Annotated in this window: 12 protein-coding genes and 1 pseudogene; 3 read left to right on the top strand and 10 right to left on the bottom strand. The window is 61.4% G+C overall.

The features are described 5' to 3' along the window. Positions 1-34 precede the first annotated feature (34 nt). From FHX47_RS01060 to FHX47_RS01055, 3 genes and pseudogenes are all read right to left on the bottom strand, one after another. Entirely contained in the window at positions 35-367 is a 333-nt protein-coding gene (locus tag FHX47_RS01060) for a nucleotidyltransferase family protein (RefSeq protein ID WP_246327888.1), read from the bottom strand. Positions 368-376: 9 nt separating this feature from the next. Continuing rightward, positions 377-502 (bottom strand): annotated as a pseudogene (locus FHX47_RS11095) (helix-turn-helix domain-containing protein); the annotation flags it as partial. Positions 503-642: 140 nt separating this feature from the next. Then, entirely contained in the window at positions 643-906 is a 264-nt protein-coding gene (locus FHX47_RS01055) for a CopG family transcriptional regulator (protein ID WP_183357049.1), read from the bottom strand. Positions 907-1,171: 265 nt separating this feature from the next. Here FHX47_RS01055 and FHX47_RS01050 point away from each other — a divergent pair, with 265 nt between their 5' ends. The 3 genes from FHX47_RS01050 (at position 1,172) to FHX47_RS01040 (ending at position 3,416) form a co-directional block, all read left to right on the top strand. Continuing rightward, a complete protein-coding gene (locus FHX47_RS01050; protein WP_343064250.1) occupies positions 1,172-2,029 on the top strand; it encodes a transporter substrate-binding domain-containing protein in 858 nt (285 codons plus the stop codon). Between the two features lie 543 nt (positions 2,030-2,572). Continuing rightward, positions 2,573-2,920 (top strand): hypothetical protein, encoded by a 348-nt coding sequence (locus FHX47_RS01045; protein ID WP_183357048.1) that lies wholly within the window; start codon positions 2,573-2,575, stop codon positions 2,918-2,920. Positions 2,921-3,176: 256 nt separating this feature from the next. Next, the gene (locus FHX47_RS01040; RefSeq protein WP_183357047.1) at positions 3,177-3,416 is read left to right on the top strand and encodes a hypothetical protein; all 240 of its coding nucleotides are present in this window, start codon (positions 3,177-3,179) and stop codon (positions 3,414-3,416) included. A 27-nt stretch (positions 3,417-3,443) separates the two neighbouring features. Here FHX47_RS01040 and FHX47_RS01035 read toward each other — a convergent pair whose 3' ends face one another. From FHX47_RS01035 to FHX47_RS01005, 7 genes are all read right to left on the bottom strand, one after another. Next, positions 3,444-5,795: an AAA family ATPase gene (locus FHX47_RS01035; protein ID WP_183357046.1), complete on the bottom strand. Its 2,352-nt coding sequence runs from the start codon at positions 5,793-5,795 to the stop codon at positions 3,444-3,446. A gap of 80 nt (positions 5,796-5,875) precedes the next feature. After that, a complete protein-coding gene (locus FHX47_RS01030; RefSeq protein ID WP_183357045.1) occupies positions 5,876-7,249 on the bottom strand; it encodes an MFS transporter in 1,374 nt (457 codons plus the stop codon). 122 nt (positions 7,250-7,371) lie between these two features. After that, positions 7,372-8,175 carry an IS3 family transposase gene (locus tag FHX47_RS01025; RefSeq protein ID WP_183357044.1) on the bottom strand — a complete coding sequence of 268 codons (804 nt, stop codon included), beginning with the start codon at positions 8,173-8,175 and terminating at the stop codon, positions 7,372-7,374. Continuing rightward, positions 8,172-8,477: a transposase gene (locus FHX47_RS10665; protein WP_221205955.1), complete on the bottom strand. Its 306-nt coding sequence runs from the start codon at positions 8,475-8,477 to the stop codon at positions 8,172-8,174. Before FHX47_RS10665 ends, FHX47_RS01025 begins: the two co-directional genes overlap by 4 nt. Before the next feature lie 38 nt (positions 8,478-8,515). Further along, positions 8,516-9,031, bottom strand: a complete 516-nt coding sequence (locus FHX47_RS01015; protein ID WP_183357043.1) for a transposase family protein — start codon at positions 9,029-9,031, stop codon at positions 8,516-8,518. A gap of 108 nt (positions 9,032-9,139) precedes the next feature. Then, positions 9,140-11,113, bottom strand: coding sequence for a GmrSD restriction endonuclease domain-containing protein (locus FHX47_RS01010; RefSeq protein ID WP_183357042.1), 1,974 nt, complete (start codon positions 11,111-11,113; stop codon positions 9,140-9,142). Next, entirely contained in the window at positions 11,110-12,444 is a 1,335-nt protein-coding gene (locus FHX47_RS01005) for a DUF262 domain-containing protein (RefSeq protein WP_183357041.1), read from the bottom strand. Before FHX47_RS01005 ends, FHX47_RS01010 begins: the two co-directional genes overlap by 4 nt. Positions 12,445-12,471: the final 27 nt, after the last annotated feature.

Raw genomic sequence — 12,471 nt, 5'->3', positions numbered from 1 at the left:
TCTTCCAGCGTGTACTGCACGACGTCGTCGTGGTTCATATGGCAACCGCACCCTGTACAGCTTCTGCCGCGCGAGGTGCTCTGTCCAGATAGGACGGCGCGAGTTTGACGTCAACAGGTACAGCTAACAGGTTCTCAAGGCGGTCTCCGAGCCGAAACAGATCGAAGATGTCTCCCGTCTCGGGGTCGTCGAAGTCCACAAAGAGGTCAATATCGCTGTCCTCAGTTGCATCGCCACGAGCAATCGAGCCGAAGACCCGAACGTTGGTAAATCCGAAAGCAGCAGCTTCTGCCAACACTTGGTCGCGGTGCTTCTGCAAGAGATCTGCGGGATGTGCCCTCATCAACCTACGCAGCTTGGTCTCCATAGTCGGAGTCAATCGCCGTTGCACTCGCTCAATCGCAGCGATAACCGACTGCGCGGTCCCCGCACGCTGTGCCAGCTCATGCTGGCTGATGCCCAACGCCCTCCGGCGAGTCCGCAAAAACTCCTGCGGACCCATTTCCGAAAGTGGCACATCTTCCATACCCAGAATTGTGTCATTTACCGATGTGCGCTCCGGAAGCAGAAGTGTTGAGACATATGATGAGATCACAGAATTCTGGGTCGGCGATGGTGAGCAGTCTACGAGCGGGTAGCCGCTCAGAGTGAGTCGATGAGTCCGCGCATCAGATTCGAAGCAGTGGTGTTCTGCTCCTTGGCAATTTTGTCGAGCTTGGCGCGGCGATTGGCGTCGAGGCGCAATGTGAACGGGCGCGCCTCAGCGCCGACGCTGACCGGGCGACCCGGGACTGACGGACCCAGGTGCTTGCCGGTATAGCCCTGCTCCGACTCAGCTTCACCGGCCCACCGCTCGATATCTTCGTCGGTAAACGGGGTGCCGTGGACGTCGGTGTACTTCGTCATTCGTTTCACCTCCCTAGCCCAACTTCGTTGAGAACTTTCGTGGTGGCGACCATCGCGTGGAAGACCAGCCACCCCTCGGATTCGGGCCGCTCGGCTAGGACTCCCGGATGTACATGAATCCGCACTCGACGCCCCTCGGAAACCTTTCGTACTACATATTGTATGTACGAAGCCTGCGGGAAACGCCGGAACGGTCTGTGCGCGATAACTCGGCCGCGCTCTACACTGAGCTCAAGCTGAGAGAACTGTTCCTGAGGAGAAGTCTGTGCGTAGAACTGCCCCTGTCCGAATAGCCGCTCTGTCCGCAGTCGCAGCCTTGGTGCTGACAAGCTGCTTGGAGGAGGGCGGGGACACCAACGACGACGGCCACGAGGTTGAGGCGGCGCAACCTCAGGAGACTGATCGCCTACAACAAGTCCTCGATGCTGGCGAGCTGGCCGTCTGCACCACCGGCGACTATCCGCCGTTTACTGAACTCGACGAAGATACCGATGAGCTCACCGGCATCGATGTGGATATGGCACAGCACCTCGCCGACACTATGGGCGTGGATATCGAATGGGTGAACACCAGTTGGGACAGCCTCATGGAGGATTTCCTCGCATCCTGTGACGTTGCAGTAGGCGGCATCTCCATGAACCCCGACCGCGCCGAACAGGTGTTTTTTACCGAACCGATCCTTGAAGACGGGAAAACCCCGATCGCCCGCTGCGAGAACGCCGCGAACTACCAGAGCATCAATGACATCAATCAGCCCGATGTCACCTCAATCTTCCCCGAAGGCGGAACCAACCAGGAGTTCGCCGAGGCCAATTACCCCGACGGCGAGCTGGTGACTCACGCCAACCTGGCCATCTTCGATGAGCTGGCCGCGGGAAACGCAGACGTCATGACCACAGACCGGGCCGAGGTGCTCTACATCGCCAATGAGTATGACGCGCTGTGTGCCACCCTCCCCGATGAGACCTTCGACTACTCCCTCATGGGGTACATGCTCCCGCAGGACGATGCCACCTTTAAGCACTACGTTGATCAGTGGCTGACGATCGCACTGAATGACGGCACCTACGAGGACATTGCTGAACCGTGGGTGGGCAATGTTGAGCTGTCGATGGACAACTAAACAGCAAGCCCGACCCCGAAGTCTCACGCGGCCCGGGGCCACTCGCAGTTGAGTTCTGAATACATTCAGAAGTAGCATGGAGTCATGACTGTCACGGCATCTCAGCTGCAAGAAGTTCGCTCTTCAGATCTCAGCCGGTCCTCTGCTGAGGCTTTTGCTGCTGCTTCAAATCACCCTGTCCGCGTAACTCGGCGTGATGGGGAGCCCTTAGTGCTGATGAGCGAGTCGCAGGACACTGCCCGCAGCAGACTTCTGGAGCTTGCTTCACAGTTGATTGCAGTTGCCACTGATACTGAAGGCAGTCTGGTTCAGCGCATGGCCCGGCTGTTTCCATGGATCCTCGCACTGTCACCGCAGGATCGTGAGACCTGTGCAGCAGAGGTCCTATCGGCTGCTCGCGTTTCCTTTGCCACGCAACAGCCTCACTTGGCGCTTGCGGAACTGACCTCTTGGCGAGAGACAGCCACAGCACTGGCGGCTGGTTTGCACTCTGAGTCTGTAGAGTGGTTGGAGAATTCCGAGACCGTTGAGCGACCATAAGAAATGGTCAAGAAAAACGCCGACAAGGTCGATCGTCCAACCAAAAAGCACGAATACCAGATCCGCTACGCTTCGACTGGCGCAAAAAAGGGCTGGCGCGACCTCTGCGCCACAATGCGCGGGCCCATGTCCGAAACTTGGGACTTCCTCACCCGCTCCCCCTCGGATCGGACACCTGTGAATTATCCGCTCAAGGGCGCACTTGCCACAGTGACCCGCGACGGGAGAACTTTCCAACGTTGGCAGCACAAGCCCACCGCCAAAGGCGACGCGCGGATCTGGTTCTATATTGAGGGACAGACGGTGTACCTAGAACAGGTGCACACGCACCACCCACATCAGACCAAATAGGCTGCTGATCGGGCCAGTGGTTGACTATCGCGCTGAATGACGGCACCTATGACGACATTGGTGAACCCTGGGTCGGCAATATTGAGCTGTCGATGGACAGCTGAATCAGCAAACCCGCGCCTGCCCAGGGGAAATGCACGGTGTCCTGGAACCCCCAACTGTGTTTCATTGGGGGGCCAAACATGACCCGATGTCTGAGCCGACCGACTGAACCATCTTAATCTGACGAGTATCTAGAAGATGTAGAGGAGTCATCATGGCAGTTTGTGATACCTGCGGAAACGACTACGACAAGGCCTTCACCCTCACCTACTTCGGTGAGCAGCGCACCTTCGACAGCTTCGAATGCGCCATCCACCTCATGGCGCCCACCTGCGCACACTGCGGGGTCCGGATCCTCGGTCATGGCGTCGAAGCTGAAGAAGCGCTGTACTGCTGTGCCCACTGCGCACGCCGGGCAGGCCACGACGAGCTGGTCGATAACTCCACCGTGTAACGACCCGGGATCCTGGCCCCCGACTGCCTAACGGGCTCCGGCCCAGGCGAAGAAGTCGGAGGCTTCGATCACGGGCTTTCCCCACTGTTGGGCGTTCTGAGCCTTGCGGGACTGGGTGCCAAGCTCGGCGACCACCAGCACGTCACACTTGGTCTTGGTGACGTTCTTCACCGGTGCCAGCCCCTGCTTCTCAGCCAGAGCGTGCATCTCCTCACGGTCCCACTCGCGGCCGTCGGGGCCGATCGTGGTGCCGGTGAAGCAGACCCGCGAGGCTGGCACCAGGATCTCATCGAGAGAGACCTCATCCTGCGCTGAGGTTTCCGGAGCAACCCGCTCCCCCAGGATGCGTTCGACGTCGTCCAGTCTCTCTGCCAGCGTCGCGGGGATCTGGACGCGCTCCACCGCAGTGCGCAGCTGAGCGGCCAGCAGCGGTCGGGCCGCCTGGTGCCACTCATCGTCGTCGTGAGGCGTTTCAGCCGGTTCATGCCCCAGCAGAGCGGCACCGACGGGGCGGGAAAGATCCAACAGTGCAGCCAGGCCGGGCAGGTGATCAAAGGACGGCGTCGGGTTGGACGCGTCGCGGGTAAGCAGATATCCGGAGGTCTCCTGCTCCGGATCGGGCTCACCGAAGGGACTTGCCGCTGAGTCCTCCACCTGCTGAGAGTCGAACCGGCTCAGCGCGTACTGGGCGGCGTCGAGTGCTCGGCTGAAGCCGCGTCGCTGCGCGTCTGCGAGGTCAATGCCGAAGGGTAAGGGGACCACCGTGCCCAGCCGCTTCAGCTCGGTTTCGATCAGCCCCACGGTGTGGTCGACGTCGATCCCCACTGGGGTGCAGCCAGCCACCGCGTGACCGATCACAGTCCAGGCCTCAGCCAGCGAGGGCGCCAGCAGCACATCGGCCGTGGCGATCCCGTAGGCGGTGCGGGCGTCGCTGACGTCGCGCTTGGGGTTGATCAGGGTGCTGATCGCGGTGCCGTCGTCGAACGCGACAGCAATCTCGATGGGCCGCGGCCGGTCCCGGGTGCCCTCCTCGCCGACGGTCAATGCGGCAACGGCACAGTAGCGGTGTGTGGTGCCCTCGGCGGTGGTGCGGCGCAGAAACCGCAGGATGCGCCGGTCGGTCTTCATGTCCTTGGGCAGCACCGGCCGGGTCAGCACCAGCCCCGCCATCGACGTCGCCCGGCTCAGCGCCACATACAGCTGGCCGGGCGCGAAGGTCCCGCCGCGTAAGTCCACGATCAGCCGGTCCAGGGTCTGGCCCTGGGACTTGTGGATGGTGATCGCCCACGCCAGTTTGAAGGGCAGCTGGGTAAATGAGCCGATCACCCGGTGGGTCAGTGTTCCGCCGTCGTCGACTGGTTCTGTGACGTCCCAGGTCTGCGGGGTCACTGAGACGATGAGGCCATCGCGCAACTCGACCTCTACGCTCATCTCGCCCTCGCGGGTCAGCCCCACGGCCAGGATCTGGCCAAGGGTGCCGTTGACCCATCGGTCGGAGGGGTCGTTGGTCAGCATCATGATCTGCGCGCCGACTTTGAAGACCAGCTCCTTGTCCGTGGGCGGGTCGAAGCCTGCTGTCTCTCCGCTGAGCTGGGCCGTGCTGCGGTGCTCGGCGCCGGGCAGCCGTTCTAGGCGCTGGCGGTTGCGGGATGTGGCGATCCGGTTCGTCGTCGCCAGGGTTAGCCAGAATTCTCCCTCGGGCGGCTCGAAGTCTTCGGCCACCCGAGTGTTGAGGTCCTGACGGGCAGCATCGAGCAGCACGCCTTCGCGGGCGGCGTTGAGGATTGAGGTCAGCCGCTGATCCCCCTGTTGGCGGAACACCTCGGTCAGCGCGACGGTCGGGAAATCCTGCTCCCGGTACTGAGCCGCAGAGAAGAAGTAGGGGGTCTGGTAGCTGGTCTCGAAGATCTGCTTTTCGTAGTCGGGCACTACGGGTGGAAGCTGCAGCAGATCCCCCACCAGCACAATCTGCACTCCGCCGTAGGGCCGGTCCGGACGGGGGCCGAACCGTTCCAAGGCGGCGACGATCTGGTCGAACAGGTCCGCCCGGACCATGGAGGCCTCGTCGATGATCAGCGTCTCTAGGGTTTTTAGGGTCTGGGCGAACCGGCCTGGGTAGTAGCGGCCGCTGCGGATGTCGGTCAGCGTGGTGGTCGGGTGCAGGCTGAAGAGCCGGTGGATGGTGTAGCCGTCCACGTTCAGCGCAGCGATTCCTGTGGGTGCGGTGACCACCACGTTGCGGTCGGCCTCGGCCATGAACGTGCGGACCAGCGTGGACTTACCGGTTCCTGCCTTACCGGTGAGGAACAGATGCCGCCCGCCGTGCAGCAGCTCCAAGGCATGGGTGAACTCCTCGGTCCTGACGATCGCCCCACGCATGCGCCCCCCTCCGTCGCCTGTCAAGTCACCTCCGTCGCCTGTCCGATCACTGTACAAGCCAGTCCGGACACCTCCCTGGCTCAGCTGGAGACTCCGGCGGAGACCTCAGGCAGCCGGGTCGCTGCGATCACCCCGGCCAAGCCCATCCCGGCCAACAGGAGCAGCGCGAGACGGATGTCCAGCAGCACCAGCGCAGAGCTTATGCCGCCGACGAGGAGGAGGACGAGGCCCAGCACGGAGTTGGACACGGCCACATAGGTGGTGCGCCGGTCACCTTCGGCCATATCGACCAGATAGGTCTTGCGTCCGACTCGCACCCCGGTGTGGAGCAGGGTGAGGCTGAAGTAGGCGACGACGAACAGCGCGGAGCCCCACCACGTGTCGCCGGTGAACGCAGGCAGCGACACCATCGCCACTACCGCTAGGATCACCGCTGAGGCCAGGGCCGCCCCGAGCCTCAGGACGCTGCGACTGGACCGGTCAGCCCGGGAGCCGAAGACCCGCCCGCCGATCAGGGCCGCCAGGCCGGAGGCGATGATGAACCCGGCCAGACCGGTCAGGGCCTGCGCCCCGGCGTCCAGGGACAACGCCACCACCAGCGGCGGGCTCAGCGAGGACACCAGCAGCAGGCTGCGCACTCCGACGAACCTGCGGAACGGAGGATCATCCCGCAGCACCATCCAGGTCTCAGCGAACCACGAGCGACGCCGCTCCGGCCCGCCATCCTGACTCCGGACGTCGTCGCTCCCCTTGGTGGGTTCTGTGGGTTCGACGTCGACATCGTCCGGCTCCCGGATGCGCGCGTAGATCACCGCCACCGCCACCCACAGCAGGGCGCCAGCACCGAGCAGCCAGGCGAGCTGGCCGGCACTGAGGTCGGTGCCTCCGACAAACCGGATCCCCAGGCCCAGAGTGATCGCCACAAACCCGGCGGCGGTGGTCGCTAAACCGTTGATCTGGCCGCGCTCGCCGGAGGGGATGGTCCGACCTTGGACATCTTTGGATGAGATCGAGCACAGGCACCGCCCCAGCGCGAACACCGTCAGCGCTGCCACGATGAGAAGCCCTGCACCCAGGCCCCGGCCTAAGGCCGCCACGGCTGTCATCACCGCGACGGCGGCCGCCTGCACCAGGGCTCCAGTGACGAACGCCCACTTACGATGCCGCACCCGCAGGATCAGAGGCGTCAGAAATGCCTGAGGAAGCATGGACCCGGCTTCCCGGACCGGCACCAGCAGACCCGTCAGCGCTGCGGGTGCCCCCAAGGCGTGCAGCAGCCATGGAAGGACAGTGGATGCGTTGACCGTCTGATCTCCGGAGGACTGCAGGGCCGCGGCACTGACCTGCCGCAGACCGTTGCCGCCCACTTGGCGGCGCGCCTGCTCGCGCAGCTTCTGTGCTTGCTCTTCGTTCCGCTTGATCAGCGTGGAATAGACCCTGTCTGCCCGGCTCATAAGGGAAGACTAAGCGCCTTCGGCCGGAGCGACCAACAGCACGCAGGCTCCGCCGGAGCCCGTGACGCCCTCCTCAGCCGCTGTTGAGCAGGGCCACGGTGCACGTCTCCCACGCCGCTGCCCTACCGGTGCGGGCTGCCACCCACCCGTGCACCAGGCGCCAGCTGTTGGCGGGTGCGCCAGGGGCCAGTGTCGAGGACGTTGTTCTGCAGCAGCGAGAAGAAGCTCTCGATGGCTGCGTTATCGCCAGCGGCGCCCACCCGCCCCATGGACCCGACCAGGCGGTGGTCCTCAAGGGCGCGGAGGAACTTCTTCGACCGGAATTGGCTACCGCGATCGCTATGTACCACGCACCCGGCCACCTCAGCGCCGGCGCGGTGTCGGTTGGCTACCGCGTTGGTCAGCGCCCGCACCGCCAAGGAGGCTTTCATCCGGGCATCGATGGCGTAGCCGACGATCCGGCGGGAGCAGGCGTCCTTGATCGCGCAGCAGTAGAGCTTGCCCTGGCTGGTGTGGTGCTCGGTGATGTCGGTGAACCACACGGTATTGACCTCGGTGACGCTGCTGAACTGGCGCTGGACCAGATCGTCATGGACCGGTGGGCCCGGGCGGGTTCCGTTGCCCTTTTTCCATGTTGAGATCGAGGAGGACAACCCCTGGGTGCTGCACAGCCGCCAGGCGGTCCTGGTTGCCATCGGCACCCCGGCATCGGCGGCCTCATCGGCCAGGTAGCGGTACCCGAACTCCGGGTCATCGTGGTGGGCATCGATCAGCGCGTTGAGGCGGTAGGCCTCCACAAGTTCGGCCTCGGTGATGGGGTGGGCCAGCCATCGGTAGTAGGGCTGGCGTGCGATCTCTAAGACCCGGCACGTCACCGCCACAGGGATACCTGAAGCGGCCAGATCGCTGACGAGCGGGTATTTCATTTTGACGGGAGCTGGGCTTGGCCGAAGTAGGCAGCAGCCCGACGCATCACCTCCAGCTCTTGCTCCAGGGTGCGGTTACGGCGGCGCAGTTCACGCAGCTCAGACTTCTCATCAGTAGTGGGACCAGGTGCACGGCCGGTGGGATTACCAGCATCGAGATCTGCTTGGCGCAGCCATTTGCGCAGGGTGTCGTCGTGCAGACCGAAGTCCTTAGCGACTTGACCCATAGTGGTGTGCTCATCCCGGTTCTGGGCCACACCGACGACGTCCTCGCGGAACTCTTTCGGATACGGCTTAGGCATAGTGACTATCCTTCCAGGCCCACAGTCAGCGGGCCAGATCAACTGTCACTCCCCATTGCATCAGCCCCCCCCCCTACTACTGCGGCGTTGATCGTTGCCCAGCCCAGCCGGTGACGGGCACAAGCCCGCCAGATCGGCATCCCCTCATCCAGCACCGCCTCGACAGCGGCCGCCTTCAACCGGGCGGTGCACCGGACCCGGAAGGGCAGCTGGCTGGTGACCTGAGTGAAGGTCCGCCGAGCACAGGCGACCTCGGTGCACAGGAACCGAGGCTTGATGACTATCAGCTCGATGTTCTTGCCGCCGACCCCGAGGTCCTTGACCCGCTGGCGGGTGCGCTGATGCACCCGGGAGGAGATCACCCCACAGTCTGGGCAGGCCGCCTCGACGCTGTCAGCCGCAGCGATGACCCGGCGGCCACCCATCGGCAGATCACACGCTGAGAGCACCTGGTAGCCGGGCAGGTTGAACACCACCGAGACCGGATCCCGAAAGAGCTCGACAGTGCTGCTGGCAGTGGGCAGAGACAAGTCAGGGCCCGTAGGCTGGAACATAGCTCGCGTCCTTCGTGTAGACGATGTGATTCCTCGCAGAACCCATCATCCAACAAGGGCGCGAGCCCCTTGACCCACGACACCTCCACGCTTAACCGCGAATGGCCGCTAATCGCCTAGATTTGTGATCTCGCGTGCCGCTAGATCTTGGCGCAAGAGGGCCACCATATCCCCGTGATGCCTAGTAAGTAGGTCATCGTCCCACTTGTTATGGCGTTCGGTGATTTGTGCCATGAGCTGCAGCTTGGGGCTCTGTGCCTGAATGGCGCCTTTGTAGTTCAACGCTTTGGCCAGAGGCGAGTTGTTACTGAACTTGGAGTTCGCACCCACAGTGACGAGAGCTAGATTACCGAGCAGGTTGAGGTTTTCACGGGACGCGAAATCACCTGTCTGTTCTTGGTCCTGTCCTTGGGGGGAGAAGTGCTCAATTGAGTTACGGAAGCCGAAACGGAAGTTTGTCTTTTGATCTTCCCTGAGCAAGAGGTAGTCCAGATAGGTGAAGACGATTCGTTCGATCTCGAATCCGGTGGGCTCATTCGGCCCCGCGGGATACGCATCTCGAACTCGCATGCGTGCGTAACTTCGCAGGACCATTCCCACCTCAGCCGAAGTGATTAGACCAGGATCCTCAGTGGCGTCGAGCTTCTCCAGCACACGGGTGATCCAGTGCATGGTGCGCGGAGCGGTATAGGTTACTCGGAGCATCGACTGCAGCAGCAGCACGTCGAGATCTACCGAGTTGTTTGGCAAGCTGTCGTCATCTTCAGCTGTGCTGGGCTGAAAGCTATGGAGATATCGTGGTGACGCGCTGCTCTTTCCCGGCCGTGCGCGCCCGCGCAATAGACGCTGAAGCGACCAGTCACCGTCTTCCTCAGCCGTTCCCCCGGTGTACTGCCTTTTCAAGATGAATGCGTCGAAAAACACGCGCAGCCTTAGCAAGCGATAGCCGAATCGCCGAACCCATTCGGCTCTATGCTCGCGTGGCTGGGACTGAACCGCCTGCTCGAAAAACATTATTAGTCGCTTGTCGTCGAGCTGGCCGTCAGCGCTGGAACCTGACTCCTGATGAACTTTAAGCACGTGAAGTAAGAAGAAGGGAAACTGGATCGTAGAACGGAAACGCATGTTGTCCGGTTCGTCCTCAGGAGGCGGTTCCCCCACTGTGCCGTAGACGCTCAGGGCCTCGCACAATGACATGGTCCTTGTGAGTTGCTTGGCAGCGCGCGACGAAGAGCCAGGGGGCAAACGCTTGGCGACCAATTCACTGAAGTCTCTCAGCACAAGCCACTGCCAATCGGAACCGAAGATCTCAGTACGGAGGGCCGGGTCGTTACGCGTGAGTGACATCTGGACGTATGAGTCCATTTCGGCGCAGGCACTCCAGAGCCATCCGAAAGTCTCCTGCTCGGCGTCAGGGAGGTGGCTCATCAACCTGGCCTTGACAATATCGACCTGGTCTAGCTGTTGCCCACGTGTGTTCATGATCTCGAAGTACCTGTTGAGGTCAGTGTTTACGGGCAGGCTCGCACGAACGACAGTCACATGAAACCGGAGGTAGTCCGCGAACTGCTTACGCGCTTCTTCATCGCGGAGTCGGTAATGCTGCTGCATGTACTGGCGGATGACGTTATATCCCTCGTGGATTCCAGGGTCCTCGTTGACCGCTTCCTCAGGGGCCCAAGTCGGACCACTGCTGCTGGCATTAACGACCCGGCGAAGTGCGGCTGTGGCGCGTGGCCGAGACTCATACCGCAGACGATCCCAGTGCTTTTGATACGAGTGCTCGCTGTACTGGTCAAGAATTGCCAGGAGAAGGTACAAGGTTGTGAGCCGCTGCTGTCCGTCGATTACCTCATAGTCGTACTTGTCTCCAGTTTTCCGCTCAGTCACCACCAAGTTCCCCAAGAAGTACCGTGCCTCACCGTTGCTTGCGGCATCATGGACGTCACTGAGCAGCTGCTCGATCTGCTCGGCACGCCATGCGTAGTTCCGCTGATACACGGGAATCGTGTATGTCGCGGAGTTCTCCTCGAAGACCTCTTCGAGGGTGAGCAATTCGGGAGTCAACCGATCGTGGCTCACCGCTGCCCCTTCTCTGTTATGAGTTCAACCAGACCCACTTCGTGCCCTGAGCGATAGGGTTCAACGTTCAGACCGTCCAACTGCTCCAACGCCCGCCAGCTCTCGGCATTACGAATGATCGCGAATGCAGAATCGCCATCAGAACCCCAGTTGTCCATGGACTTGTACTGAACCCTCAGCCTTCGGACCCTCATGGCGTAGGCCCAGCGAAAGAGAATTCGACGAGCCTCGTTAAGGTGTTCGGTTCCGAATCGGTTCACGAAGTAAAGCAGAGCCCCAACGTAGAGCTCGCTCACGTACCGATAACGTCCCCTGTTGGCATGTTCGACGATGTTCGAGTCCTTGTCGGTTCCCAATGTTTCTAATTGATAGATGCTGAACTGTCCGCGATCACCCTCAAACCCTTCACGAATGATGTACTTCAACTCTTCCAGCATGAAGGAAACCATGTCGAAGAAGGGCCGTCCAGCAGCGAGGGGCATATCTAGCTGGAAACGCATTCGTCCAATCTCATGATTGTTGGGACCTGTCTGGGCGTCCCACCTGCTCAGCATGGGTATAGCGAGCTGCGCAGCCGCATGGTAGCGGGCACTCGGGCTCTCGACGGACTCAATTCGTATGCCCTTAAACGCATGGATGTCCGCGGTGCTAAATCCGGGAGCAGGCTTGCTACGCGACCAGTTAACTATTCGATACAGGTAACGAGAGAAGAGCCTATCCAAATCTTCATCCGCGACGGACTCCCAAGCTTCTACCACTGCAGATTTCATGCTCTGTGACTCTCGCCGCATCTCACGGAGGTGGTGGGCCTTGAGCAAGTCGTGGGGCGCTAGAGGTTTCCCGCGATAATTCTGCGAGTCGAAGACTCGAAAGGCTTCGTCGAGGTCGTCAGTGATAACCAGAACCGCCTGGCAGTCTGATCCTATGTATTCCAAAAGGGCGCTTCGCTCTCTCGCCACCAAGACGGACAACCGCCGACTCAGTGCAATCCACACCTGGCCGACTGGGGTGTCCGGGTCGGGGTCAAATTCCGGCGTGACGTCGCCATTTAACAAACATCGAATCATTCGGAGTGTCAGAAGCCTCTGCTGCCCATCGACGACTTCATACGATTGATCATTTTGATGAAGAATGACCGCGCCAAGAACATACGGAGTCCCCGAACGAACCGGGTCTGACTGAGCTTCCCTAATGTCATCAACCAGTCTCAGCGCCGTTTCCGGTCGCCAGCTGAATGGCCGTTGATAATGAGGAATCCGCAGGTCGAATCTCTCCGTGCTGAGAAGCTCCCCCACGGTGACTGCTTGGACGCCTCCATCTTGTATGGCCATTCCATTACCCTAGTCCAGCTTGGCTTT

The organism is Garicola koreensis, from assembly GCF_014195445.1.
Taxonomy (GTDB): Bacteria; Actinomycetota; Actinomycetes; order Actinomycetales; family Micrococcaceae; genus Nesterenkonia; species Nesterenkonia koreensis.
Note: the sequence above shows the minus strand (reverse complement) of the source record. Positions and strands in the feature narration are given on the sequence as shown.

Coding starts and splice junctions, on each gene's coding strand:
- FHX47_RS01025 (WP_183357044.1), bottom strand. CDS start 8,175: ATGAAATACCCGCTCGTCAGCGATCTGGCCGCTTCAGGTATCCCTGTG.
- FHX47_RS01040 (WP_183357047.1), top strand. CDS start 3,177: ATGGCAGTTTGTGATACCTGCGGAAACGACTACGACAAGGCCTTCACC.
- FHX47_RS01055 (WP_183357049.1), bottom strand. CDS start 906: ATGACGAAGTACACCGACGTCCACGGCACCCCGTTTACCGACGAAGAT.
- FHX47_RS01015 (WP_183357043.1), bottom strand. CDS start 9,031: ATGTTCCAGCCTACGGGCCCTGACTTGTCTCTGCCCACTGCCAGCAGC.
- FHX47_RS01060 (WP_246327888.1), bottom strand. CDS start 367: ATGGAGACCAAGCTGCGTAGGTTGATGAGGGCACATCCCGCAGATCTC.
- FHX47_RS01030 (WP_183357045.1), bottom strand. CDS start 7,249: ATGAGCCGGGCAGACAGGGTCTATTCCACGCTGATCAAGCGGAACGAA.
- FHX47_RS01035 (WP_183357046.1), bottom strand. CDS start 5,795: ATGCGTGGGGCGATCGTCAGGACCGAGGAGTTCACCCATGCCTTGGAG.
- FHX47_RS01005 (WP_183357041.1), bottom strand. CDS start 12,444: ATGGCCATACAAGATGGAGGCGTCCAAGCAGTCACCGTGGGGGAGCTT.
- FHX47_RS10665 (WP_221205955.1), bottom strand. CDS start 8,477: ATGCCTAAGCCGTATCCGAAAGAGTTCCGCGAGGACGTCGTCGGTGTG.
- FHX47_RS01045 (WP_183357048.1), top strand. CDS start 2,573: ATGGTCAAGAAAAACGCCGACAAGGTCGATCGTCCAACCAAAAAGCAC.